This is a genomic window from Catellatospora tritici, from assembly GCF_019083965.1.
GTDB lineage: Bacteria > Actinomycetota > Actinomycetes > Mycobacteriales > Micromonosporaceae > Catellatospora > Catellatospora tritici.
The window spans coordinates 26,586-47,367 of the sequence record NZ_JAHRCY010000011.1 but is presented as its reverse complement, the minus strand read 5'-3'; the positions used below and the strand labels follow the sequence as shown (position 1 = coordinate 47,367).

The following is a 20,782-nucleotide window of genomic DNA, read 5'->3' as shown; positions in this document are numbered from 1 at the left end:
GTGGTCACTATGTCCTCAGGCTCAATTCGACCGGCACGGGACCGGGCTGGGCACCACGGGCTCGTTCGGCGTGGTGGCGCTGGCCGTCGGGGCGGGTGTGCCCGAGACCGACGGGGACGGCGACGGCGACGGGCTCGCCGACGGTGGGCAGGTGGGCAGGATGTTCATATTCGACGGATCGTCGCGGATCAGGTCGTCCAGGCGGGCTCGGGCGTCGGCCTCGTTGTCGGCCTGGATGCCCTTGCGCACCTGCTCCTGGGCGAGCGCGGTGAGATCGTCCAGACTGGTCTGGCTGACCTCGCGCACCTCGGACAGGTCGAATCCGGCGATCTGGCCCGGCACGCCGCGGAAGATCGCGATCTGGCCGGTCTCGGTCGCCCCGATGTAGTAGCGCGTCTGGGTGTACTGCCAGGCCAGCCACAACCCGCCGCCGAGCAGACCCAGCAGCACGACGACCAGCAGGGTCGTCCGGACCGGGTGCCGGGCGGCGCGCGGGCTCGGCTCGGCCTGCGGGGCCGGCGGCTCGGGCGCCGACGGGCGCGGCGAGGAGGTCAGGGCAGAGGCACGCGCGGCCGGGGTCGACTCGACCTGGCCCTCGGAGCTGTTGCCGCGGTCGCGGGCCGCCGCACCGCCCACCACCGGCGCCTGCTCGACGATGTCCTCGTCGGTGGCGTCAGCGATGATCACGGTGATGTTGTCGGGGCCGCCGCCGCGCAGGGCGAGGGCGATCAGGCGCTCGACGCAGGCCTGCGGGTCGACGTACTCCCGCATGGTCTGGCCGATGGTCTCGGCGCTCACCACGCCGGACAGTCCGTCGGAGCAGATCAGGTAGCGGTCGCCGTTGTGCACGGGACGCACCGAGTACTCCGGCTCGATGTCGCGGCCGTCCATGGCCCGGGTGAGCAGCGACCGCTGCGGGTGGCTGCTCGCCTCCTCGGCGCTGATCCGGCCCTCGTCCACCAGCATCTGGACGTACGTGTCGTCCTTGGTGATCTGGGTGAACTCGCCGTCGCGCAGCAGGTACGCACGCGAGTCGCCGATGTGGGCCATCCCCAGCTTGGAGCCGGTGAACAGCATCGCGGTCAGCGTGGTGCCCATGCCCTCCAGATGAGGGTTGGCGTCCACGGTGTCGCGCAGCTGCTGGTTGGCCAGGTTGACCGCCGACCGCAGCGAGTCGACGATCGCGTCGCCGGGGACGTCCTCGTCGAGCGGGGCCATGGCCCCGATGACGATGTTGCTGGCGACGTCGCCGGCGGCCATGCCACCCATGCCGTCCGCGACGGCAAGCAGCCGCGGTCCGGCGTAGACGGAGTCTTGGTTTCCGTCCCGGATGAGACCGCGGTCGCTGCGAGCCGCGTAACGCAGGATGATTGTCATGGCCGTAATTCGAGGGAAGTGCGGCCGATGCGAATCGGCACGCCGAGGGGTACGGGAGTAGGTCCGCTCACCTTGGTGCGGTCCAGGTAGGTGCCGTTGGTCGAGCCGAGGTCCTCCACCATCCACTGGCCGTCGCGCGGCACCAGGCGGGCATGCCGCGCCGATGCGTAGTCGTCGGTGATGACCAGCGTGGAGTCTTCGGCGCGGCCGATAGTGATGGGAGCCTCGCCCAGCGTGATCTTGGTGCCGGCCAGCGAGCCGGCGGTGACCACGAGCGTGTGCGCGGCCCGACCCTTCTTGACCTTGGCCGGCCGCGCACCCCCCGCCGCCGCCGTGCCGGTGATCCCGCGCGGAGCGGCGACCAGCCGGCCCGTACGGGAACCGGCGAACAGGTCACGGCGGATAACCCCGACCACCGTGAACACGAAGATCCACAGCAGGACGAGGAATCCGAACCTGGCGGCAGTGAGAACGATCTCGGGCAACCCGATCAGCCGTCCACGCGGAACGTCAGGGTCGTGGTGCCGATCTGGATCATGTCGCCCGGGTTGAGGGCGACCGCCGAGACGCGCTGACCGTTGACCATCGTGCCGTTGGTGGAGCCGAGGTCCGTCAGCACCACCTGGGCGCCGTCGAAGTCGAGGCGGGCGTGCCGGCGCGAGATGCCGACGTCCGGCAGGCGCAGGTTGGCCTGGTCGCCGCGGCCGATCGTGGTCGAACCGATCGCCAGCGGGAACGTCCGCCCGTCGCCGGAGACCAGCCGTACGTTGCGGGTGCCGGGAGCGCCACCGCCGTGCGGCGCGCCACCACCACCCTGCTGGTACGACGGGTACGCCGGAGGTGCCTCGTACGTCGCCTGCGGTGCCTGGTCGGCCGTGTAGACCTCGGCCGAGACCCGGAACATGCCCGTGTCGAGCCCGTCGCCGCGCTCGATCTCGACGATGACGTCGCCGTACACCGTCCAGGCCTGCTCACCGATGAACTCGGCCTGCGACTGCGCCAGCTCCTGCGCCAGCGCCGCCGCGTACGGCGCCAACCGGCTGTGGTCATACGGCGAGAGGTCGATCACATAGCGGTTCGGCACGAGCGTGCGCCCACCGACCAGGATCGCCTTGTGGGCCTCTGCCTCCCGCTGCATGGCGTTCAGGATCTCCACAGGGTGGACGACCCCCTTGAACACCTTCGCGAAGGCGCCCTCTACCAGGCCTTCCAGCCGTTTCTCGAAGCGTTGCAACACGCTCACCGGTCCTCCTCGGGTTCCGAGGACATGATGTTATCTGCCCTCCACTCCCGCGTCTTCGCCCAATACGTTCGCCGTTGCCGACGCCACGCCCGCACGATCACCCATCCTCGCTTCCGATTTCACACTTGGCCAGGTGGTCGTGTTAATGTTCTGTCCGCACCGCCCGCCGGGTAACCGGTTGGCGAAGCGGAGCAGGCATAGCGTAAGCTGTGCCAGCACGCTTCGGGAGGTCACTCCGGGTGAGTGTCCGGGACATGCCATAATGGTCCGGCGCAAGAGCAAGACCAGCAGGTCAGTAAGACAGTAGGACAGCAAGTCTGCCGGGGCAGTGACATGTCCCCGTTGGGGAAGTGGCGGAATGGCAGACGCGCACGGTTCAGGTCCGTGTGCCCGAAAGGGCGTGGGGGTTCAACTCCCCCCTTCCCCACCAGCAAGTGAGGGGCTCCGACAGGAGCCCCTCACTTTTTTTGTCCACAACCTGCCCCACCTTGTGTCCGCAACCTGTCGCGACTTCGGCGGCCCGTTCAGCGGCCCGAGTGAAGAAGGGCACCTTCTGCTGCGTAGCGCGAGCTGAACTGCTGCTCGCCTCGCTGACGCGATGCGACGAAGGTGCCCTTCCGCACCGGGGTCAGGGGGTGGCGAGGGCTTCGGTGGGAGAGAGGCGGGCCGCGCGCACCGCCGGGTAGAGCCCCGCCACCGCCCCGATCGCCAGCGTCGCCCCCACCCCGCCGAGCATCGCCCAGGCCGGCACCACCGTCGGCCAGTCCTGGTACGTCGCGTACCCGCCGGTCACCGCGATCCCGAGCAGCACCCCGCCGCCGCCCCCGAGCGCCGACAGCAGCAGCGACTCGGACAGAAACTGCAGCCGGATGTGTCCGCGCGTGGCGCCCAGCGAGCGCCGCAGTCCGATCTCGGCCCGCCGCTCCAGCACCGAGATGACCATGGTGTTGGCCACACCGACCCCGCCGACCAGCAGCGCGACCGCGCCCAGGCCCAGCAGCAGGCCGGTGAAGGCCTGGTTGGCGGCCTGCTTGGCGGCCAGCGCGTCGGACGGGCGGGACACGTCCACCTCGTTCGGCGCCTGCGGGTTGGCGGTGGCGGCCAGCACGCCGCGTACCGCCTCGACGGCGTTCTCCTTCACCCGGGTGTAGACGACGGTCGGGTACCGGTCGAAGCCGAGCCGCTGCTCGGCCACGGCCCAGCCCACCAGCGCCGCCGTGTCGAGTTCGGGCGCCAGCGCCACCGGGTCGAGGATGCCGACGACGGTGAACCACTCGCCGCCCAGGAACACGCGCGTGTCGGGCGAGGCGTGGCCGATGCCGAGCCGCTGCGCCGCGGTGGCGCCGAGCACCACCGCCGGGTAGCCCGCGGTGGCCTCGTTGAGCCAGCCGCCGCTGTGCAGGGTCGCCCCGAGCACGGCGGGCAGGTCGGTGCGGGCGGCGTACACGGACAGGCCGTTGGTCTGCACCTTCGGGATCAGGTCGGACCGGTACAGCTTGACGTCGGACACCTTCCCGACCGCCGAGACCCGCTCGACCGGGGCGATCCGCCCGATCATCGGCACCGACTCCTCGGGCAGGTGCGCGTCCTCGCCGAACATGGTGTGTCCGGGGGCGACGGTGAGCAGGTTGGTGCCGAGCGCGGCCAGGGTGCGGTCGAGCTCGGCCCGCGACGAGGAGGAGATGCCCACCACGGCGATCATCGCGGCGATGCCGATGGCGATGCCGAGCGCGGACAGGAACGCCCGCACCGGCCGGGTACGCAGGCCGACGCCGCCGACCCGCAGCACGTCCCCGGGCCCGAGCCGGGCCGGGGCGAGCCGGGGCCGGGTGGCCGGGTCCGGCCCCGGCTCGAGGCCGGGGTCGAGGCTGATCGTGGTCGTCATGGCGTCACCTCGTCGGCCACTATCCGACCGTCGCGCATGTGCACCTGCCGGGGCAGGCCCGCGGCGATCTCGCGGTCGTGCGTGATGATCACGACGGTGGTGCCGCCCCGGTTCAGGTCGTGCAGCAGCTCCATCACCCCGGCACCGGAGGCCGAGTCGAGGTTGCCGGTCGGCTCGTCGGCCAGCAGCAGTGGCGGGTCGCCGACCACCGCGCGGGCGATGGCGACGCGCTGGCGCTCGCCGCCGGACAGCTCGTGCGGTTCGTGGTCGAGCCGGTGGGACAGGCCCACCCGCGCCAGCGCGACGGCGGCCCTACGGCGCCGCTCGGCCCGGCCGACGCCCCGGTAGAGCAGCCCGTCGGCGACGTTGTCCAGCGCCGGTACGCCCGCGGCCAGGTGGAACTGCTGGAACACGAACCCGATCCGGGCCGCCCGCAGTGCCGACAGCCTGCGGTCGGACAGCCCGGCCACGTCGTACCCGTCGATGGCGACCCGGCCCGCGCTCGGCCGGTCCAGGGTGCCGACCACGTGCAGCATGGTCGACTTGCCCGAACCGGACGGGCCCACTATCGCGGCCAGTTCCCCGGCCGAGACGGTCAGGCAGACCCCGTCCAGCGCGGTGACCCCGCCGGGGTACGTCTTCCGGACGTCCTCCAGGACGATCATCGGGGAATCCCGACGGTCATGCCCTCACCGAGCCCGTCGCCACTGACCTCGACCCGGCCGTCGGAGAACAGCCCAGCCTCGACGGCGACGTACCGGGTGGTGGAGCCTTCGACGACCTCGACCCCGTAGCCGCCCTCGCGCAGCGCCACCAGCGCGGCGACCGGCACGGTCAGCACGTTCTCGCGCTCGGAGGCGGTGAAGACCACGTCGACGGCGGCCTGGGTCATGGTGCCCAGCGGCTTCTGGTCGGCCAGGGTCACCACCATCTCGATCTTCGTCTCGGCCGACGAGCCGGGGCTGCCGTCGCCCGCCTCGATCACCGTGTACGACCTGGCGACCTTCCCCGGGACCGTGCCGCCGCCCGGCAACCGCACCGTCACCGCCGAACCCTTCTTGGCCAGTCGCTCGTCGGTCACGTCCAGCTGCACCACGACCACCCGGGTGGTGCCCGTGTACGTCAGCACCGCCTGCCCGGCGGGCTCGCCGACCTCGGCGCTGAGGCTGTCCACCCGGATCTCGCCCGGCGTGAACACCACCCGGCCCAGTTCGACCATGCCCGTCTCCGGCAGCCCCAACTTGTCCTGCCACTTCTTCACCGCCGACGCGGTCGAGGCGTTGTACGTGCCGTCGACCGTGAACCCGGTGTACCCGAGCGCCCGCAGGTTCTGCTCCAGTTGGCGCACGTCGGAGCCCTCGGTCCCCGGCCGCAGCGGCCGGTACGCCGGGACGGTGCCGTACATGAGCACCACCGGGGCGTCGTCGAGGCGGTAGACGGCCTGGCCGCGGCGGAGCACCGCGCCCGCCTCGGGCAGCCGGGTCACCGTGCCCTGCAGGCGGCTGACCAGGGTGCTGGTGGTGCCGTAGCCGAGCTCGCCGTCGGCGGTCTGGGTGTCCAGCAGGGTCTGCCGGGTCACCGTGGCCGTGGCGGGGGGCAGCGCCCCGGTGGCGGCGGGGCTCTGCGGCGTACCCCCGAATCCGGTGGCGGCCGCGACCGTGGCGCCGAGCGCGACCACCGCGCCCGCTGCCAGCACGACCGTGCGGCCGGACCGGTGGCGGCGCCGGCGGCCCGGCTGGGTCTGGGTGTCGGTCACGCCTTGCCCCCGGGTCCGTCCGGGCCGCCCTTGACGATGCCGGGCAGGAACTCGGCCTCGCACTTCTTCTGCGCGGCGGGGAAGTCGGGGTCGCCGCCCACGGACTCGTCGATCATCATTCGGCCGCCGTCGGGGTCGGGGAAGTTCGGCACCCCGTTGTCGCGCATGCACTGGGCGAACTTGCGCATGTTCTCGGCCATCTGCGGGTCCGGCCCGGGGCCGCCGCGATCGCCGAACGGGGCGTACTGCTCGCACGCCTTGTTCGCGGCGTCCATCTTGTCCTTGTCGCCGGGGCCGCCCTTGATGGTGATCCGGCCGTCGGCGTCGGGGTCTGGCATGTCGATGCCGTGCTCGCGCATGCACTGGGCGAACTTGAGCCCCTTCTCCTGGCGGCTCAGGCTCGGCCCGACGCTCGGCGTCGCGGTGGCCTTGCCCCCGCCCACCGAGGCGATGCCGTCGTCCTCGGGCGCCTGCGCGCACCCGGCCAGGGCCAGGGTGCCCGCCAGAGGCAGGGCGAGCAGCACGCCCCACCGCCGTTTCGTGGTCATCAGGTGTCTCCCTCGTGAGAACCGCGCCGCGAACCCGGCCGCGTCGCGGCGGGCACTGCTGGGTGCAGGTGGCGGCGACAACCGGGAAATCGCGGTGTACGCCGTCGCGGCGGCCGCGGGCACAGCGCCGCGGCACGGCTCGGACTCTTCGCCCCCCGCCGTTTCGCCACCGTTTCCACCAGGGCTAACGCCGAAGAAACATCACGTTGGGTAACTATTGGCGGGCCGGGTACGCCGGCAAGGGAGGGATACCGGACATGCGGGTGCTCGTGGTCGAAGACGAGGCGCTGCTCGCCGACGCCATCGCCGAATGGCTGCGTGACGACGCGCACGCCGTCGACGTGGCGTACGACGGGGACGCCGCGCTGCAGCGGATCGCGGTCAACGACTACGACGTGGTCCTGCTCGACCGGGATCTGCCCCGGGTGCACGGCGACGACGTGTGCCGGGTGCTGATCGGCTCGCAGTCGACCGCGCGGGTGCTGATGCTGACGGCCGCCACCGAGATCGGCGACCGGGTCGCCGGGCTGTCGCTGGGCGCCGACGACTACCTGTCCAAGCCGTTCGCCTTCCCGGAGCTGGCGGCGCGGGTGCACGCGCTGGGCCGCCGCAGCCGGACGGCCGCCGCGCCCACCCTGCAGCGGGCGGGCATCCGGCTCGACCCGGCCCGGCGCGAGGTCTTCCGCGACGGCCGGTACGTGCCGCTGTCGCGCAAGGAGTTCGGGGTGCTGGCCGAACTGCTGCGCGCCGACGGGGCCGTGGTCTCGGCGGAGGTGCTGCTGGAGAAGGTGTGGGACGAGCACGCCGACCCGTTCACCTCGGCGGTCCGGCTGGCCATCCTCAAACTGCGCCGCAAGCTGGGCGAACCTGCCGTCGTGCACACCGTCGCCGGAGTGGGGTACCAGATTCCATGATCAAGATCTTGGCTCCCGGCCGGCTGACCATCCGGGCCCGGCTCACCCTCTCGTACGGCGTGCTGTTCCTGGTCGCCGGGCTGGCGCTGCTGGCCGTCACCTACTTCCTGCTGGACCAGAAGCTGCTGCAGCCGTTCTCGTTCGACCTGCCCGATCCGGGCAAGGCCGCCAGCGGCATCGTCGGCCGCAAGGAGCAGCGGCTGCTGATCCAGGGCAGCCCGGACACCATGCTGTACCTCAGCACCCAGGCCGACGACCTGCGCAACGCCACCCGGGCCTCGCTGCTGACCCAGGGCGCGGTGGCGCTGGCCGTGGTGGGCGCGTTCTCGGTCGCCATGGGCTGGCTGATCTCCGGGCGGCTGCTGGCGCCGCTGCACCGCATCACCGAGACCGCCCGCCGCATCGGCGCCGCCCCCGCCGCCGACCGTGGCCTGCACGAACGCATCTCGCTGACCGGCCCCCGGGACGAACTGCGCGAGCTGGCCGACACCTTCGACGCCATGCTGGCCCGACTCGACCAGGCCTTCGACGGGCAGCGCCGGTTCGTCGCCAACGCCTCACACGAGCTGCGTACGCCGCTGACGCTGAACCGGTCGCTGGTCGAGCTGGCCATGCACCGGCGCACCGCCAGTGACGACGTGAAACGGCTCGGTGAAACCCTGCTGGAGATCAACCTGCGGCACGAGCGCCTGATCAACGGGCTGCTGCTGCTCGCCCGCTCCGAGAACGAGCTGGCCGACCGGTCGACCGTCGACCTTGCCGATGTGGTCGAGCACGTGGTGGCCCAGTCCGCCGCGGAGGCGGCCGCCGCCGAGGTGCAGGTGCGGGCCGAAGCGGCCGAGGCCGAGCTGGACGGCGACCCCGTGCTGCTGGAGCGGCTGGTCCAGAACCTGGTCGACAACGGGATCCGGCACAACGCGGCCGGTGGCTGGGTGCGGGTGGCCAGCCGTACGCTGCCCGACGGCCGCCGGGAGCTGACCGTGGCCAACACCGGACCGGTGGTGCCCCGGTACGAGATTCCGGTGATCTTCGAGCCGTTCCGGCGGCTCGGCCGCGACCGGGTGACCGGGCAGGGTGCGGGGCTGGGCCTGTCCATCGTGGCCGCGATCACCCGGGCGCACGGCGGCGAGGTGGTGGCCGTGCCGCGCGAAGGCGGCGGCCTCACCGTGACCGTAGCCCTCCCCCCGGGCTGACCGAAGACGGCTGCAACATCCCCCGACGGCGGGGCGTGTCAGTGGGAACCGCCACCCCGGCGGCCGACCATCGGGGAGCAGAACATGCCACCACCCGCGCCACCACCCGCCGCCCCACGCGGCGACCCGGCGTTCGCGGATCTCTACCGCAGCCACTTCCAGCGCCTGGCGACACAGCTCTACGCGTACCTCGGCGACCACGCCGAGGCGCAGGACCTCACCCAGGAGGCGTTCTGCCGCGCGCTGGACCGATGGCGGCGGATCAGCGCGTACGACGACCCCGCCGCCTGGGTGCGCCGGGTCGCCTGGAACCTCGCCACCAGCCGACTGCGCCGTCGGCTGACCGCCCTTCGCTACCTGTCCCGCCAGCGCGAGGAGCACTCGCCCGGCCCCGGACCCGACCGGGTCGCCCTGGTCCGCGCGCTCGCCACGCTACCGGCGCGCCAGCGCCGCGCGGTCGTGCTGCACCACCTCGGCCACCTGACCACCGCCGAGATCGCCGAGCAGGAGGGCGTCGCCGAGGGCACGGTGCGGTCGTGGCTGTCGCGGGGCCGCGCCGCGCTCGCCGTCTCGCTCACCGACCCCCGAGAGGAGAACAGCCGTGTCCGAGCCGCTCGTTGAGGAGACGTTCGCCGAGTTCGAGACCGCGTGCGCGGGCGCCTTCCGGCCCGCCGGGCTGGAGCTGGTCGATCACGCGGTACGCCGCCGGCGCCGCACCCGCCGCGGCGGCCTCGGGGCGCTTGCTCTGCTGGCGGTCGCCACTCCTGTCCTGCTGGCGGGGGTGTCGGGCGGGGGCGGTAGGGCACCGGCGCTCGGCCCGACCCCGGCCACCGTCGTGACGCCGTCACCGGCCCACCCCACCCGGCCGGTCCGGGTGCCCGGGTTCGAGAGCAGTTCCGCGCCCGGGGTCGTCTTCACCGACGCCGAGCACGGCTGGGCCATGGTGGACCGCTGCGAGGGCCACCTGCCCTGCCCGGTGGCGCTCGCCGTCACCGGCGACGGCGGCCGCACCTGGCGGCGGGCGGCCACCCCCGACCTGGCCGGCAAGGCGATCGGCATGTACCCACTGGACGGGCAGACGATGGTCCTACAGGTGAGCGGCGAGGGCTTCCTGCTCACCACCGACGGCGGGGCGCACTTCGCGTCGTACCCGCCGAACCAGCCGCCGCCACAGGCGCAGCTGGCGCAGTCCCGGCGCGCCGGCCGGGAAGGCTACGCGGTGCGATGCCCGGGGGCGACCGGCTTCGACGAAAAGACCACCGACCTGAACTGCGCCACGATGGAGCTGGTGCGGCTCGGGTCGGGCTCGGTCCCGGTGCAGCCCGAGCTGCGCGGCCCCACGACGGGGGCGCCCATCGTGCACCGGGGCGGCGACGGCAGGCTCTGGGTGGTCTCGCAGACGGCCCCCGGCGGCAGGATCCGGGTCCAGGTCAGCGAGGACGGCGCCCGGTCCTGGCAGTGGCTGCCCGAGGTGTACAGCACGGTGGCCGGGAGCCTGCCCGACCTGGTGCTCTCCCCCGACGGCCACGACGTCTGGCTGGTCGCCGACGCCGGCCTGGTCCTCCACCTGGAGAACGGCGACTGGCGCCGCGTCTACCTCGGCCTTGACGGGCAGGATCCGCGCCTGGTGCGCTCCCTGGGCGCGCGGGGCGGCCTGGTCCTGAGCGACACCCGGCGCACCTGGTACCTGACCGAGCGCGGCGTGCTCACCGAGGTGCCGGGCCTGCCGGGTTTCACGGACATCGACCAGCTGCCGGACGGGACGCTGTTCGCGTACGGCTCCGAGCTGTGGCTGAGCCCCGGCGCCGGGCCCGCCCGCGAGTGGATCAAGCTGTACTGACGCCGCGCGCCCACCTTCACGCAGCACGCTCGTCACGCTGCGTGAAGGTGGGCGCTCTCTCCCTACGCGCTCCCCGTTTCGGCCAGCAGGCCAGGTAAGCTCTCGGCTGGTCGCGTCCGTCGATGGTGACAGGGAGTATGTGGTGAGCGTTGCGCTGGTGACCGGCTCGGCCGGCCTGATCGGTTCCGAGGCGGCCCGTCACTTCGCCGGCCTGGGCATGCACGTGGTCGGCATCGACAACGACATGCGCAAGTACTTCTTCGGCGAGGACGGCTCGACCGCGTGGAGCCTGGTCAACCTGACCAGCAAGCTCGGCGACGGGTACACGCACTACGACGTCGACATCCGCGACCGCGACGTGCTCTCCAAGATCTTCGAGCGGTACGGCAAGGACATCTCGCTCGTGATCCACACGGCCGCGCAGCCCAGCCACGACTGGGCCGCCAAGGAGCCGTTCACCGACTTCGACGTCAACGCGGGCGGCACCCTCAACGTGCTGGAGTACACCCGCCAGCACGCCCCCGACGCGGCGTTCATCTTCTGCTCGACGAACAAGGTCTACGGCGACACCCCGAACCGGCTGCCGCTGGTCGAGCAGGAGACCCGGTACGAGATCGACCCGGGCCACCAGTTCGCCAACGGCATCACCGAAGACATGACGATCGACAACAGCCTGCACTCGATCTTCGGCGTCTCCAAGGTCGCCGCGGACGTGGCGGTGCAGGAGTACGGCCGCTACTTCGGCCTGCGGACCGCCTCCTTCCGCGGCGGCACGCTGACCGGCCCGGCCCACTCGGCCGCCGAGCTGCACGGCTTCCTGGCGTACCTGATGCGCTGCGTCATGGAGGGCCGCACCTACAACCTGTACGGCTACAAGGGCAAGATGGTGCGCGACGCCATCCACTCCCACGACGTGCTGACCGCGTTCGAGGCGTTCTACCGCAACCCGCGCGCCGGCGAGGTCTACAACCTGGGCGGCGGCCGCTTCTCCAACACCTCCCACCTGGAGGCGTTCGCGATCGCCGAGCAGATCACCGGCAAGCAGGCCAGCGTGAACTACGTCGAGCAGAACCGCATCGGCGACCACCAGTGGTACGTCAGCGACATGGCCAAGTTCCAGGCCCACTACCCGGACTGGCGGATGACCTACGACGTCCCCGCCATCCTGCGCGAGATCTACGAGGCCAACGCGGACAAGTGGGTGTAGGGCCCCGATGACCACGACGGTGAACCGCGACAGCAAGCGCAACGTGCTCGGCGTCCTGGTCGACGCCACCGACTACGCCGACGCCACCGAGCGGATCATCCGCGCGGCGACCGAGGGCCGCCCCTTCGCGGTGACGGCCCTGGCCGTGCACGGCGTGATGGAGGGCGTGGCCGACCGTACGCTCGGCGCGCAGCTCAACAGCTTCGACCTGATCACCCCGGACGGCCAGCCGGTGCGCTGGGCCCTGAACGTGCTGCACGGCGCGGGCCTGCGCGACCGGGTGTACGGCCCGGAGCTGACCCTGCGTGTGCTGGGCCGCGCCGCCGAACAGGGCCTGCCGGTGTACCTCTACGGCTCCACCCAGCCGGTGCTCGACCGCCTGATCCCGGCCCTGATCGCCAAGTACCCCGCTCTGAAGATCGCCGGCTCCGAGCCGTCGAAGTTCCGCGGCGTGGAGCCGGGCGAGGCGCCGCAGATCGCGGCCCGCATCGCCGCGTCGGGCGCGCGGATCGTGCTGGTCGGACTGGGCTGCCCGCGGCAGGAGAAGTTCACCTACGCGATGCGGCCGTACCTGGACATGCCGCTGCTGGCGGTGGGCGCCGCCTTCGACTACCACGCGGGCGGCCTGCGCAAGCCGCCGGCCTGGATGCAGAAGTACGCCCTGGAGTGGCTGTGGCGCCTGGGTCTGGAGCCCAAGCGGCTGTGGCGCCGGTACCTGATCCTCAACCCCAAGTACCTGGCCCGGCTCGGGGCACAGAAGGTGCGGCTGTGGCGCGCCACCCCGCCCCAACCCGCCGCCGAAGCCCCCAACTCCTTCGCCGTCTGAGAAGTAAGGAAGGGCACCTTCTTATCGCTTTGCGTAGAAGAAGGTGCCCTTTTCAACGCCCAGAGTTGCTCAGCGGCGGTTGTAGACCAGGTCCAGGACGGCGCGGGTCGCGTCGAACCAGCGGCTCAGCCATTCGGGGGACGGGTGCGAGCCGCGCGGCGGCAGCTCCATCAACAGGCCACGCAGCAGCGGGTGGTCCACCATCGACTCGGTCGACATGTCCAGCCAGTTCGGCGTGGGGAACGACGGGTCACCGAAGCCCTCCAGGCTCAGCGACGGTATGGACGAGGTCGCGGGTTCGAGCATGGTGTCGCCCGGCAACTGGGGGCGCTCGGGCTCGCGCAGCAACCGCTCGCGGCCGCCGTTGATGGCGTTGTGGCTGGGCACGTGCTCGGGGATCGTCATCTTCCTACCGCTCCGGCGAGTTGGCGGGGTGTCAGGGGGTTCTGTCTGATACAACGAGCCCAGCGGAGGGCAGGCCACGGTCAACCCGCAACCGTTACCGCCCGTAACACCTGCGTCACTATGCGCAGGGTCTGCTAGTTGTCCAACACGTGCGGGGGAACCACCATGGCCGCTGATCCGGCGTCCACACCACTGCCGTCGCAGGTGACGCCGGCACAGCTCATCGGAGAGATCTCGCGGCTGGTCCGCGAGCTACCGCCCTGTGCCCACTGCGGCCAGGGCGCCCGAGCCACGTTCCCGTCCGGCCAGCCGCTGGTCCCGGCGGCACGCGAGCCGTTCGACGACCTCCCGGTCCAGGATGCGCTGGAACTGGTCGACGACGACGAGCGGTGGCTGTGGCGGCTGGTGGACGAGGCCGAGCGGGTGGCGGCCGCGGCCCCGGCGGGTCCGGACCCGGCTCAGGTCGCGCTCGTCGAGCAGCGATACCAGGAGGCGTACGAGGCGGAGCACAAGGTCGCCCTGCGCATCCAGGCGACCGTGACCGCCCTGGCCCGCCCCTCCTCGTGGCTGCGCCCGGGGCACCGCACCGCGCTGGCCCGGCACCTGCGCGACGACCGCGCCGCGGCGGTACTGGCGGCGATCCAGCGCGGCCGGTTCGAGGAGATGCGCACCAGGCTGCGTACGGTGGCCGCCCGACGGGCCGACTACCTGCGCACCCACCACGACACGCTCTCGGCCGGGCGCAACGCGCGCGAGGAACTGACCCGCATCCTCGACGACCTGATCGACGCGTACGCCCGGATGCCGCAGCCGCCGGCCTGGTTCAAGTTCGGCCTGGACTTCCCGCCCGCACCGGGCACCCGCCGCGAGTGGCTGCAGCAGGCCCGCCGGACGATGGTGGAGCGCCGCCGCGCCGCGCTCAACCGAGTGCCACTCTGAACCGACCGGTGCCCTCCCGCCGAACCGACGGAAGGGCACCGATACGGACTGAGGTGCGGTTTCGGCGATCGACTCAGAGGTCGAACTCGCCGTCCTTGGCCCCCTCGACGAAAGCGTCCCACTCGGCGGGCGTGAAGATCAGCGCCGGGCCGGTCGGGTTCTTGGAGTCACGGAGAGCGATGGCGCCACCTACGAACGCGACTTCCACGCAGTTGTCGCAGTTCGGTCCACTTCGAGTGCTCTTGTACCACTGTGCTTGGCTCAGATCGACTCGAAACCCCTTGGTCTCGATTTCCATAGTGGCTCCTCCGCCAGTTGTGCGATCAGCGCGGCGGACTCCGAAGGGCTCAGGGCTGCCCCCCGAAGGTGTTCGAAGATCAGAAGGTACTTCTCCAAGTCGTCGGACTTCTCCAGGAAGAGCCCGCCGGTGGCATTCTCCGCGTAAACCACGGCGGAGTCACCCGCTTCAGCGAATTCCAGGATGGTAAAAGTTCCGTCCATGCCGGCATGTGCACCGCGCTCGAAGGGCAGCACTTGAAGGGTCACGTTCGGCTTTGACGCCGCTTCGGCGAGTAGTCGCAACTGTCGCCGCATGACCGTGTCGCCGCCCACCGGACGGCTTAGTACCGACTCATCGAGCACCGCCGAGAACCTGATCGGATCGTCCTGGGTGAGCAACGAGCCACGCTTCAATCGGACACGCACCCGTTGCATCACCTGATCGTTCGACCAATCCGGACAGGCGGCCCGGAGCATCGCCTCGGCATACTCGGCCGACTGGAGCAGCCCAGGCACCACCTGCTGCTCGTAGGCGCAGATCTCGCTGGCAGCCGCCTCCAGGCCGACATACGCGCCGACGAGGACGTTGGTGTACGGATGCCACCAGCCCTTCTGGCGGGCCTGCTTGGCGATCTCCACCAGCTCGTCGACGTCTTCGGGCGGCGCACCGTAGAGGGTGAGCATGTCGCGCACATCCCGAGAGGTGACCGAGTTGTGCCCGGTCTCGATCCGGGAGATCTTCGATTGGGAGCATTCGAGCTTGTCAGCCACGTACTCAAGCGTGATTCCGGCGTGCTCTCGCCTGCGACGCAGTTCGGCGCCTAGCCGTCTGCGACGCACGGTGGGGCTCTGTCGGACTGTCACGGCGCACCTCCGCGACGTAGTCGGCGAGGGCCCGACACACGAAGCCACCCCCGCCGGCAGATCGATTGTCTGTCGTGTTGCGAGTTTGCTCCGACGATCGGGGAATCTTCAAGCAGCCGAACGCACAGACAGTGCGACACAGTACGCCCACGCGGCATTCTCGTCAGCCAGTCACATACCAGACGAACGGCTCCGGAGCGCATACGCATCTTGCAACTTGCATTAGGCAAAGTCTTGGGGCACAGTGTCTGTTATGGCACTGGAAAGTCCGATCTTGCCGATTCCGTGATCACGCTCGGTCGACAGTGCCTTCTCTCTGAGCGTTCAACGAGCGACAACCGAATCCGTGTTGTGTACACGGCCCTGTCCGACGACGAGCAGGAGACATGGTGACTCCCCAGGCCGGCGACATCCTCCATGTGACCCGAGAAGCCAGCGTGCAGTTTCAGCGCCCGATGATGTTCCGCGTGATCCGCGTGCACGACTGGCCGACGTACGACGGCTGGGTGTGGTTGGACGGCTACCAGCTCAACGCCGCCGGCGACGCGGTCGAGCGCCGCTCCATCTTCGTGCAGCGCGCGGGCCTGCGCTTGGTCCCCGACGGTGTCACCCGTCCGCGCAACGTCGCCGCGGTGCAGCGCCCAGCCGGACACAACTCCCGGCCCACCCTGCACGGCCGCCCGGCGGTCGCGGCCGCGCACTGACCCGACGCGTTCCTCGCGCCCCCACCGGTTCACCGGTGCCGGGGCGCGTTCGCGTTCACCGACCACTCCGAGGAAGACTCACGATTTCCACTCGTGTCGGCACCGACCGGATTACGATCGAATAACCCTAGTGAATGACGGTAGCGACTCGCCTGGCCGGCTGCGCTGCGACTCAGACACGGGCTCCGCGACCTCAGTCCCCGTCGTCCTCGGCGTTCGCCACGGATGACGACCGAGCCTCGACGGCGGTCCGCGCCCGGTTGCGGCAGACGGCCGTGACGAGCCACTATCGTCGACCCTCGCGTGGCACGGCACCCGCTCACCCGGGAGACGGCGCCATGGACAACCGAAGGATCGCGACTGGCACCAGCGCCAGAGCGACCGTTCCACATCGACACCGGCTGGCCGCGCTGTGCGGCGCGGCTCTGGCGGCGGCGCTGTTCACGCCGGTCCAGGCCACGGCCGGATCCGGCGAGGCGCGACCGGCGGCGCAGTATGTCGCCCAGACGCCGGAACACGAGCAGGCATCGGCGCCTGCCGCGATGAACACCAGGCACAACCTGCCGCCTGAGCTGATGGCGCGATCGCTCATCTCCACCGGGATGATCGGCATCGGCCTGGCCGTCGGCGGCATCGTGATCGTGTCGTACCGCCGACGGCAGTGGTGAACGTCAGCCGTTCGGACTCTGCTCCGGGGAGGGTGACAGCGACGGGCTGGGCTCCGGCGACGGGCTCGGCATCGGCACCGCCACGATGATCTTCACGGTCGAGCCGGGCGCCAGCAGTGTGCCCGGCTCCGGCTCGGTCGCCACGACCGTGCCCGGCGCGACCTCGTCGGTCTGGCGCAGATCCACGTCCGGGTTCAGGCCGACCGCTTCGAGGGCCGCGATCGCCTGCTCCTGCGTCATGCCGACCAGGTTCTCCGGCACCGCGGCCGGGCCGGTGGTCACCGACGGGGAGGGTGACGGGCTCGGCGCCGCGCTGGAGGGCGCGACCGGGCTCGGCGCCGATGTCGGCGACTCGCTCGGCAGCGGCGTCGGCGTCTCCTCGCGCAGCGCGAACCAGATCGCGACGCCCATGACCGCCAACAGCAGCACCCCGACCACGCCGATCAGCACCGGGCCCAGCCAGCTGCGCTCAGTGGGGCTGTACTCGGGCGGGAGGGTGTCCTCCTGGACCGGCCGCGGCGGGCGCACGCCGGCCCGACCGGTCCACACGTCCTCCGCGGGCGGCAGCACCGAGGTGCGATCCATCGGCGGCACGTCGGACGAGCTGATGACCTCGGTCCGGTCGGCGTCGCCCGGCGGCACCGCCCCGGCGGGCAGCACCGTGGTGGGCTCGTCGCCCGGCTCCGGCCCCTTCGGCGTGGTGCCGTTCTCGGCCTCGTCGCCGTCGTCGTGCTGCTGCGCCTCAGACATGCTGCCGTCCTACCATGTCGATCAGACAATTCACTGTTATCGGATGTACCGGGCGCGCCGGGTTCAGGCCGCCGGAGCGGCCGGTGACGGCTCCGGCGACGTCTCGACCGGCTTCTCGCAGGTCAGCGTGATCCGGTCGCCCCAGGACACTTCCGATCCGGGGGTGATCGACGCCTCCTTGAACGGGTCCTGCTTGTTCCCGATGTACTTCTCGACCTGCAGACCGCTGTCCAGCAGCACATCCTTGGCGTGCTCGCACGAGCCGCCCGAGACGTCCGGCATGGTCAGCTTGAAGACCGGCCCGGCCACGAACACCTTGATGGCGGTGCCCTTCTTCAGCGGCGTCCCGACCCCAGGCTCGGTCCTCACCACGTTGCCGTTCGCCGTCTCGCCCGGCTCGTCGAAGCGCACGTTCACGGTGAGCCCGAGGGCGCGCAGCTGCTTGTACGCATCGCGGAAGTCGATTCCCTCGACATTGGGGATCGTGGCGCCGCTGTAGGACGGGCTCACCGCCACCGACGGCGAGGGCAGTGCGGACGGGGACGCAGTCGGTGCGATGGACTCGACCGCGGCGGTCGGGGATGCACTGCCGTTCGCCTGCGGCGTACCGGCGTCACCGGCGGCGAACCAGCCGATCGCCAGGCCCGCCACGGCCATCACGACAGTGCCGGTCGCCACGGCGGCGATCGCGCCAGGGCTCAACCCGCGGCGACGCTGCTGCGGCTGGTCGACCACCGTCTGCCACGGATCGGTCATCATGCTCTCCTCTGTCGCGACGCCTGCCTCGGACGCCGCAACGAGAGTAAACCGTTCACACGAAGCCGCCTCGCGTTGCTATACCCTCGGCATCATGTCGTTATACGGCCAGGGCACGCGCTCGGGATGGGGCGCGATCGTCGCCGCCGCTGGTGTCTCCGCAAGCGCCGGAGCAGCGCAGCTGGGCATCGGGTATGGGCTGGGCGTCTTCTCCTGGCTGCCCGCGTTGCCCGATGCGGGGCAGGCCGCGTGGCTGGCGAGTCTTGCCTGGACGGTATGGATTTCCGCCTTCTCGGTGGTGCTCGGCGCCGTCGTGGCCGACCGGCTGTCCGGGCCGAGTGTCCAAACGTCGACAGTCGTCCGGGTGCTGTGGCGAGTCGCACTCGCGATCTCCGCCTCACTCGGCGGCCTGCTCGTGGTGGCGCTGACCGCCATCCCGGCGCGCGGCGCCCACCGGGCCGACACTTTCGCCCCGCACCTGCTCGTCGGCGGGTACGCCGTGGCCGGGGTGCTGCTCGGCCTGCTGCTCGCCATCGCCGCCCTGTCCGCTCGCGCCATCGCCGCCAACCTGTTCGCCACCGGCGCCTGGCTCTGGCTGCTGGCGGTGACCGCCGCCGTCGACAGCCTCGCCGCGGGCCGCGATCCCGGCGTCTCCCAGCTGGGCGTATGGCCGGTGACCGCCGACGGTCCCTGGTTCCGCAGCCTGTATCTGCCCGGTGCCGTCATCGCCGCCGTGTCGACCCTGCTCATCGGACTGCTCGCCGCCTGGCCCGCGGTGCGTCGCCGGGACGCCCAGGCCGGAATCGTGCTGTCGGGCGCCGCCGGCCCCGCCCTGGTGGCCGCCGCCTACCTGCTCGCCGCGCCGACCCTGGACGGGGTCGCCCCGGAACAGCTGTCGGCCCACCTGATCGCGCCGTACTCAGTGGTCACCGGCCTCGTGGGGGCGGTGCTCGCCATCGTCGTCGGGTGGCCCCGGCGCCCGAAGCCCGTGGTTCCGGCCCAGGGCCGCGCCAAGCCCCGTCCGCTCGGTACGCCGACCAACCCGCCGCTCGCCCCGGCCGCCGCCGTCCCGGCCGCCGCCGTCTCCACCGTCTCCGCCACCGCCGCCGAGAAGGACACCTCGGCGCCCAGCGGAACGGCCGTGTCCGACGGCAGCACCGACGCCGCGGAGCAGACCACCGCGATCCCGACTCCGTCGGCCGCCACCAGCGCTGACGCCGCCACCGGGTCGCCGAGCCCCACCCGTCGCAAGCCCAAGAAGTAACCCGCGGCGGACCCGGGCCGTCAGCGCAGGATGGTGAGCAGGTCCGGGTTGGCGCCACGGGAGCGGAGCACCCGTGTCGACCGGTCGCCGCTGGCCCGGCACGCCCCTGCCAACCGGGCCGGACAGGCCGACACCAGCAGCACCCGCGCCGGTCCGTCGTTGAGCCGCATGTAGGTCGGCAACGCCTCCGCCTTCGTGATCCGGAATCGCCCCGCCCCGACCTCGGTGAAGGTGAAGCGGCTGATCACCCCGTCCCGGGTGTCGTCGGAGAACCCCTGGTACGAGATGTGGTTACCCATGCCGTAGGCCACCCACCGCTCCCCGATCCGCTCGAACGGCTGCACCACGTGCGCGTGGTGGCCCAGGATCAGGTCGATGGACCCGTCGTTCAGCAGCCGCTTGGCGACATCGCGCTGCTGGCTGTTCGGGTTGTGCTCGTACTCGGTCCCCCAGTGGATGGAGACGATGACGACCTCGGCGCCGGCCTGCCGCGCCCGCCTGGCCGCCGCCCGCACCCGGTCCGGTTCCAGCAGGTTGACCAGCCATTCCTTGCCCTTTGGCCGCCGCAGCCCGTTGAACCCGAAGCTGTACGACAGCAGCCCGACCCGTACGCCCCGCACCGTCACGATGGTCGGGGTGTCCTGCTCCGCCTGGCTGCGGGCCATCCCGGCATGGGCGATCCCTGCCTTGTCGAGCGCGTCGAGCGTGCGGCGCACGCCCGCCTCGCCACCGTCGATCGAGTGGTTGGAGGCGGTGGAGCACGCGTCGTAGCCGGTGTCGCGCAGCGCGGGGACGATCTGCGGCGGCACCTTGAAGATCGGGTATCCGGTGAACGGGCCGCCCGGGTTGCCCAGCGGTGTCTCCAGATGGCAGATCGCCAGGTCGGCCGCCGAGATGACCGGCTTCACCCCGGCCAGGATGGGCCGGAAGTCGTATCCGCCGCCGCGGCTGTCACGCTGCGCCTGGGCCCACAGACCGTTGTGCAGCAGCACGTCGCCCGAGCCGACGACGGTGAAGCCGCGCGGGGTGAAACTCGGCGTGGGCGACGGGGCGGGCGCCGGTTCGGGCAGTGGCACGTTCCGGGTGGGCAGCACGGACGGCGGCGGTGGGGCGGGCGCGGCGATGCTCGACGGCCCGGGTGCCGGAACACCGGTGGGACCGCCGCAGGTGTTCAGCGCGAGCACCAGCACCCCGACCAGCACGCCGCCCAGACGCGAGGCGCGCACCCGCAGCACCTGATTGATCCCGTCCCCGTCGACCACGAGCGCATCCCTCCCGAACATGGCTCGTCCCGGCTCGCCGCGAGGCACCGGGTGACTCATCACGTTCGATGACGCCGGACCACCCCGCCATCCGCTGTTCAG

At 71.5% G+C, this 20,782-nt stretch carries 23 protein-coding genes and 1 tRNA gene; 11 read left to right on the top strand and 13 right to left on the bottom strand.

What is annotated here, in order from left to right:
• Positions 1 to 21: 21 nt before the first annotated feature.
• The 3 genes from KUA19_RS24385 to KUA19_RS24375 are packed head-to-tail and all read right to left on the bottom strand — an operon-like array spanning position 22 to position 2,620.
• Complete coding sequence (locus KUA19_RS24385; RefSeq protein ID WP_217399373.1) at positions 22 to 1,377, bottom strand: PP2C family serine/threonine-protein phosphatase; 1,356 nt, start codon at positions 1,375 to 1,377, stop codon at positions 22 to 24.
• A complete protein-coding gene (locus KUA19_RS24380; protein WP_217399371.1) occupies positions 1,374 to 1,862 on the bottom strand; it encodes an FHA domain-containing protein FhaB/FipA in 489 nt (162 codons plus the stop codon). The genes KUA19_RS24385 and KUA19_RS24380 overlap by 4 nt, the downstream gene beginning before the upstream one ends.
• 5 nt (positions 1,863 to 1,867) lie before the next feature.
• The gene (locus KUA19_RS24375) at positions 1,868 to 2,620 is read right to left on the bottom strand and encodes an FHA domain-containing protein (protein ID WP_217399369.1); all 753 of its coding nucleotides are present in this window, start codon (positions 2,618 to 2,620) and stop codon (positions 1,868 to 1,870) included.
• Between the two features lie 344 nt (positions 2,621 to 2,964).
• On the opposite strand from KUA19_RS24375, the gene KUA19_RS24370 reads away from it, so the two are divergent.
• Positions 2,965 to 3,050: transfer RNA gene (locus KUA19_RS24370), tRNA-Leu, on the top strand.
• Between the two features lie 198 nt (positions 3,051 to 3,248).
• Here KUA19_RS24370 and KUA19_RS24365 read toward each other — a convergent pair.
• The 4 genes from KUA19_RS24365 to KUA19_RS24350 are packed head-to-tail and all read right to left on the bottom strand — an operon-like array spanning position 3,249 to position 6,809.
• Positions 3,249 to 4,505, bottom strand: coding sequence for an ABC transporter permease (locus KUA19_RS24365; protein WP_217399366.1), 1,257 nt, complete (start codon positions 4,503 to 4,505; stop codon positions 3,249 to 3,251).
• Positions 4,502 to 5,170 (bottom strand): ABC transporter ATP-binding protein, encoded by a 669-nt coding sequence (locus tag KUA19_RS24360; RefSeq protein ID WP_217399364.1) that lies wholly within the window; start codon positions 5,168 to 5,170, stop codon positions 4,502 to 4,504. Before KUA19_RS24360 ends, KUA19_RS24365 begins: the two co-directional genes overlap by 4 nt.
• On the bottom strand, positions 5,167 to 6,261 hold the full coding sequence (locus tag KUA19_RS24355; RefSeq protein ID WP_308167616.1) for a peptidoglycan-binding protein: 1,095 nt from the start codon (positions 6,259 to 6,261) through the stop codon (positions 5,167 to 5,169). Before KUA19_RS24355 ends, KUA19_RS24360 begins: the two co-directional genes overlap by 4 nt.
• Positions 6,258 to 6,809 carry a hypothetical protein gene (locus tag KUA19_RS24350; RefSeq protein WP_217399362.1) on the bottom strand — a complete coding sequence of 184 codons (552 nt, stop codon included), beginning with the start codon at positions 6,807 to 6,809 and terminating at the stop codon, positions 6,258 to 6,260. The genes KUA19_RS24355 and KUA19_RS24350 overlap by 4 nt, the downstream gene beginning before the upstream one ends.
• A gap of 257 nt (positions 6,810 to 7,066) precedes the next feature.
• Between KUA19_RS24350 and KUA19_RS24345 the strand changes: the two genes are divergently transcribed.
• The 6 genes from KUA19_RS24345 to KUA19_RS24320 all read left to right on the top strand — a co-directional run bounded on the left by KUA19_RS24345 (position 7,067) and on the right by KUA19_RS24320 (position 12,789).
• Positions 7,067 to 7,723, top strand: a complete 657-nt coding sequence (locus tag KUA19_RS24345; RefSeq protein ID WP_217399360.1) for a response regulator transcription factor — start codon at positions 7,067 to 7,069, stop codon at positions 7,721 to 7,723.
• Entirely contained in the window at positions 7,720 to 8,916 is a 1,197-nt protein-coding gene (locus KUA19_RS24340; RefSeq protein WP_217399358.1) for a sensor histidine kinase, read from the top strand. The genes KUA19_RS24345 and KUA19_RS24340 overlap by 4 nt, the downstream gene beginning before the upstream one ends.
• An 84-nt stretch (positions 8,917 to 9,000) precedes the next feature.
• A complete protein-coding gene (locus tag KUA19_RS24335; protein ID WP_217399356.1) occupies positions 9,001 to 9,537 on the top strand; it encodes a sigma-70 family RNA polymerase sigma factor in 537 nt (178 codons plus the stop codon).
• Positions 9,518 to 10,756: a beta propeller repeat protein gene (locus KUA19_RS24330; protein ID WP_217399354.1), complete on the top strand. Its 1,239-nt coding sequence runs from the start codon at positions 9,518 to 9,520 to the stop codon at positions 10,754 to 10,756. The genes KUA19_RS24335 and KUA19_RS24330 overlap by 20 nt, the downstream gene beginning before the upstream one ends.
• A 142-nt stretch (positions 10,757 to 10,898) precedes the next feature.
• Positions 10,899 to 11,963, top strand: coding sequence for an NAD-dependent epimerase/dehydratase family protein (locus tag KUA19_RS24325; RefSeq protein WP_217399352.1), 1,065 nt, complete (start codon positions 10,899 to 10,901; stop codon positions 11,961 to 11,963).
• 7 nt (positions 11,964 to 11,970) lie between these two features.
• Positions 11,971 to 12,789: a WecB/TagA/CpsF family glycosyltransferase gene (locus tag KUA19_RS24320; protein WP_217399350.1), complete on the top strand. Its 819-nt coding sequence runs from the start codon at positions 11,971 to 11,973 to the stop codon at positions 12,787 to 12,789.
• A 69-nt stretch (positions 12,790 to 12,858) separates the two neighbouring features.
• Here KUA19_RS24320 and KUA19_RS24315 read toward each other — a convergent pair whose 3' ends face one another.
• Entirely contained in the window at positions 12,859 to 13,194 is a 336-nt protein-coding gene (locus tag KUA19_RS24315) for a hypothetical protein (protein WP_217399756.1), read from the bottom strand.
• A gap of 165 nt (positions 13,195 to 13,359) precedes the next feature.
• Between KUA19_RS24315 and KUA19_RS24310 the strand changes: the two genes are divergently transcribed.
• Positions 13,360 to 14,133, top strand: coding sequence for a hypothetical protein (locus KUA19_RS24310; protein WP_217399349.1), 774 nt, complete (start codon positions 13,360 to 13,362; stop codon positions 14,131 to 14,133).
• Between the two features lie 73 nt (positions 14,134 to 14,206).
• Here the strand turns inward: KUA19_RS24310 and KUA19_RS24305 are convergent, their stop codons facing one another.
• Complete coding sequence (locus KUA19_RS24305; RefSeq protein WP_212829282.1) at positions 14,207 to 14,425, bottom strand: DUF397 domain-containing protein; 219 nt, start codon at positions 14,423 to 14,425, stop codon at positions 14,207 to 14,209.
• Positions 14,395 to 15,276, bottom strand: coding sequence for a helix-turn-helix domain-containing protein (locus KUA19_RS24300; protein ID WP_217399346.1), 882 nt, complete (start codon positions 15,274 to 15,276; stop codon positions 14,395 to 14,397). Before KUA19_RS24300 ends, KUA19_RS24305 begins: the two co-directional genes overlap by 31 nt.
• A 389-nt stretch (positions 15,277 to 15,665) precedes the next feature.
• On the opposite strand from KUA19_RS24300, the gene KUA19_RS43060 reads away from it, so the two are divergent.
• On the top strand, positions 15,666 to 15,980 hold the full coding sequence (locus tag KUA19_RS43060) for a hypothetical protein (protein ID WP_308167630.1): 315 nt from the start codon (positions 15,666 to 15,668) through the stop codon (positions 15,978 to 15,980).
• A gap of 338 nt (positions 15,981 to 16,318) precedes the next feature.
• Positions 16,319 to 16,648 carry a hypothetical protein gene (locus KUA19_RS24290; RefSeq protein WP_217399344.1) on the top strand — a complete coding sequence of 110 codons (330 nt, stop codon included), beginning with the start codon at positions 16,319 to 16,321 and terminating at the stop codon, positions 16,646 to 16,648.
• Positions 16,649 to 16,651: 3 nt separating this feature from the next.
• Here KUA19_RS24290 and KUA19_RS44035 read toward each other — a convergent pair whose 3' ends face one another.
• The gene (locus KUA19_RS44035; protein WP_217399342.1) at positions 16,652 to 17,398 is read right to left on the bottom strand and encodes a PASTA domain-containing protein; all 747 of its coding nucleotides are present in this window, start codon (positions 17,396 to 17,398) and stop codon (positions 16,652 to 16,654) included.
• Between the two features lie 63 nt (positions 17,399 to 17,461).
• Positions 17,462 to 18,154, bottom strand: a complete 693-nt coding sequence (locus KUA19_RS24280) for a PASTA domain-containing protein (RefSeq protein WP_217399339.1) — start codon at positions 18,152 to 18,154, stop codon at positions 17,462 to 17,464.
• 94 nt (positions 18,155 to 18,248) lie between these two features.
• Here KUA19_RS24280 and KUA19_RS24275 point away from each other — a divergent pair, with 94 nt between their 5' ends.
• Positions 18,249 to 19,418 (top strand): hypothetical protein, encoded by a 1,170-nt coding sequence (locus KUA19_RS24275; protein ID WP_217399337.1) that lies wholly within the window; start codon positions 18,249 to 18,251, stop codon positions 19,416 to 19,418.
• Between the two features lie 20 nt (positions 19,419 to 19,438).
• Here KUA19_RS24275 and KUA19_RS24270 read toward each other — a convergent pair whose 3' ends face one another.
• Entirely contained in the window at positions 19,439 to 20,701 is a 1,263-nt protein-coding gene (locus KUA19_RS24270) for a CapA family protein (protein WP_217399335.1), read from the bottom strand.
• Positions 20,702 to 20,782: the final 81 nt, after the last annotated feature.

Coding starts and splice junctions, on each gene's coding strand:
- KUA19_RS24385 (WP_217399373.1), bottom strand. CDS start 1,377: ATGACAATCATCCTGCGTTACGCGGCTCGCAGCGACCGCGGTCTCATC.
- KUA19_RS24365 (WP_217399366.1), bottom strand. CDS start 4,505: ATGACGACCACGATCAGCCTCGACCCCGGCCTCGAGCCGGGGCCGGAC.
- KUA19_RS24360 (WP_217399364.1), bottom strand. CDS start 5,170: ATGATCGTCCTGGAGGACGTCCGGAAGACGTACCCCGGCGGGGTCACC.
- KUA19_RS24350 (WP_217399362.1), bottom strand. CDS start 6,809: ATGACCACGAAACGGCGGTGGGGCGTGCTGCTCGCCCTGCCTCTGGCG.
- KUA19_RS24345 (WP_217399360.1), top strand. CDS start 7,067: ATGCGGGTGCTCGTGGTCGAAGACGAGGCGCTGCTCGCCGACGCCATC.
- KUA19_RS24340 (WP_217399358.1), top strand. CDS start 7,720: ATGATCAAGATCTTGGCTCCCGGCCGGCTGACCATCCGGGCCCGGCTC.
- KUA19_RS24335 (WP_217399356.1), top strand. CDS start 9,001: ATGCCACCACCCGCGCCACCACCCGCCGCCCCACGCGGCGACCCGGCG.
- KUA19_RS24320 (WP_217399350.1), top strand. CDS start 11,971: ATGACCACGACGGTGAACCGCGACAGCAAGCGCAACGTGCTCGGCGTC.
- KUA19_RS24315 (WP_217399756.1), bottom strand. CDS start 13,194: ATGACGATCCCCGAGCACGTGCCCAGCCACAACGCCATCAACGGCGGC.
- KUA19_RS24310 (WP_217399349.1), top strand. CDS start 13,360: ATGGCCGCTGATCCGGCGTCCACACCACTGCCGTCGCAGGTGACGCCG.
- KUA19_RS24290 (WP_217399344.1), top strand. CDS start 16,319: ATGGACAACCGAAGGATCGCGACTGGCACCAGCGCCAGAGCGACCGTT.
- KUA19_RS44035 (WP_217399342.1), bottom strand. CDS start 17,398: ATGTCTGAGGCGCAGCAGCACGACGACGGCGACGAGGCCGAGAACGGC.
- KUA19_RS24280 (WP_217399339.1), bottom strand. CDS start 18,154: ATGACCGATCCGTGGCAGACGGTGGTCGACCAGCCGCAGCAGCGTCGC.
- KUA19_RS24275 (WP_217399337.1), top strand. CDS start 18,249: ATGTCGTTATACGGCCAGGGCACGCGCTCGGGATGGGGCGCGATCGTC.
- KUA19_RS24270 (WP_217399335.1), bottom strand. CDS start 20,701: ATGTTCGGGAGGGATGCGCTCGTGGTCGACGGGGACGGGATCAATCAG.